This is a genomic window from Candidatus Propionivibrio aalborgensis (genome assembly GCF_900089945.1).
GTDB lineage: Bacteria > Pseudomonadota > Gammaproteobacteria > Burkholderiales > Rhodocyclaceae > Propionivibrio > Propionivibrio aalborgensis.
In genome coordinates this window covers 1-1,775 of sequence record NZ_FLQY01000248.1, presented here as the reverse complement: position 1 = coordinate 1,775, position 1,775 = coordinate 1, and the positions used below count along the sequence as shown (strand labels likewise).

The window sequence follows — 1,775 nt, the reverse complement described above, 5'->3', positions numbered from 1 at the left end:
AGCCGTGGTTGTCGCGGGTGGCCGATTTGAAGGCGGACTATCCCTTGCGCATGCCCGGCATTGACGATCCGCGCTCGCATTACGGCCTGATTCGCGCGGTGGCCGATTGCGTTGATGATGAAGCAACGATCACCACCGATGTCGGTCAGCATCAGATGTGGGTAGCGCAAGCCTATCCGCTCCGCAGGCCGCGCCAATGGCTGACTTCGGGCGGGCTCGGAACGATGGGATTCGGTTTGCCCGCAGCGATCGGTGCGGCACTGGCTGAACCGCAACGCACGGTGGTTTGTTTCACCGGCGACGGCAGCATTCTGATGAACGTACAGGAGTTCGCCACGGCGGCGGAAGAAGAGGCCAACGTTAAGGTTGTGCTGATGAACAACGCTTCGCTGGGCCTGGTGTTTCAGCAGCAGACCATGTTCTACGGCGAGAGAATTTTCGCTTCAAAATTCAGGGGAATGCCGGACTTCATCAAGGTGGCCGAGGGCTTTGGCTGGCAGACGCTCGACCTCGACCAGGCAGGCGACCCTGTCACAGCACTGCGTGCAGCAATGTCATTAACTGGGCCGGTGCTGATTCACGCCAGCATAGACATGCGCGAGCAGGTTTTACCCATGGTGGCGCCAGGCGCGGCCAACAAAGACATGATCGGAGGCTGAACATGAATGCCAATTCAAAATCGGAGAACCGGGCGCTGGCTCGTACGGTGCTTGAACTTGATGTGAATAACCATGCTGGCGTGATGTCTCATGTTGTCGGGATGTTCTCGCGTCGCGCTTACAATGTCGAAGGCATTCTGTGCATGCCGGTCGAAACCGGAGCCGGCGACGGACCAGCCGGTGGCGAAATCAGCCGGATCTGGTTGATGGTTAACGAAGATGTCCGGCTCGCGCAGATGGTAAAGCAGCTCGAAAAACTGGAAGACGTGCTGTCGGTGCGCCGACATGGCGCGGAACACGAGGTGTTCGAGCGACTGGAGGAATTCTTTCGCTAGGTTTGCGGGAGTCCGCCTCCGTCATGCATCACGAGTGGACCGCTGCCGATTCGAAAGCGAGCAGCGCCTGTTTTCGCTCGGCTGTCCAGCGGTATTGGCCAGTTTCGCCATTTTCGCGGATGACGCGGTGGCAGGGAATCAGCAGCGCGACGCGGTTCTGCGCCAGCGCCGAACCGACGGCCCGTGGGGCCCTTGGGCAGCCCGCCATACCGGCCAGGGTTCCATAGGAGACGATGCTGCCGCTTGGGATGCGCAGCAACGCCTCCCATACCTTGATCTGGAAATTCGACCCGTGCAGAAGAAGATGCAGCGGCTGTTGCTGCGTCGGCAGCTCGTTGTGCAGGCAGAGCAGTCGCGAGGTGATCGGGTCCACAACCTTGTCATTTCTTGTCAGCCGCGCTTGGGGCCACGTGTCCCGAAGTGCGCGGATGGCGGAAGCGGCCCCCACATCGCCACTCTCGGAGAACTGAAGATGACATAGACCGCGCGGCGTGATGCCGGCGATTATCCGGCCGAAAGGCGTCAAACCGAAGCCGTAGTTGATTTCCAGCCCTGCACCCAGGGCGCGGATCTCGCCCGGCGTCACCGCGTCACAGGTAACCATCAGATCGTGCAGGCGGCCGGGACCGGACAATCCGGCTTCGTGAGAGGCAGCGAGAACATCGTGACTCTGACGCAGAAGCGCGCGGGCATGCGCCCGGGTCAGGTATTGCAGAAAGCGCTTGGGCGAAATACCTGCCCAGATGCTGAAAGTGCGTTGCAGATGGAAAGGACTCATGCC

General features: G+C 60.5%; 3 protein-coding genes. 2 read left to right on the top strand and 1 reads right to left on the bottom strand.

Going from position 1 to position 1,775, the window contains the following annotated elements:
- Both PROAA_RS12255 and ilvN read left to right on the top strand, forming a co-directional pair.
- Positions 1 to 659: thiamine pyrophosphate-dependent enzyme (locus tag PROAA_RS12255; RefSeq protein ID WP_245664263.1), on the top strand; the 659-nt coding region annotated here is incomplete at its 5' end.
- 2 nt (positions 660 to 661) lie between these two features.
- On the top strand, positions 662 to 994 hold the full coding sequence (ilvN, locus tag PROAA_RS12250; protein ID WP_186411618.1) for an acetolactate synthase small subunit: 333 nt from the start codon (positions 662 to 664) through the stop codon (positions 992 to 994).
- 28 nt (positions 995 to 1,022) lie between these two features.
- On the opposite strand, the gene PROAA_RS12245 is transcribed toward ilvN, so the two are convergent.
- Positions 1,023 to 1,775: methylated-DNA--[protein]-cysteine S-methyltransferase (locus tag PROAA_RS12245; RefSeq protein ID WP_186411617.1), on the bottom strand; the 753-nt coding region annotated here is incomplete at its 5' end.

Coding starts and splice junctions, on each gene's coding strand:
- ilvN (WP_186411618.1), top strand. CDS start 662: ATGAATGCCAATTCAAAATCGGAGAACCGGGCGCTGGCTCGTACGGTG.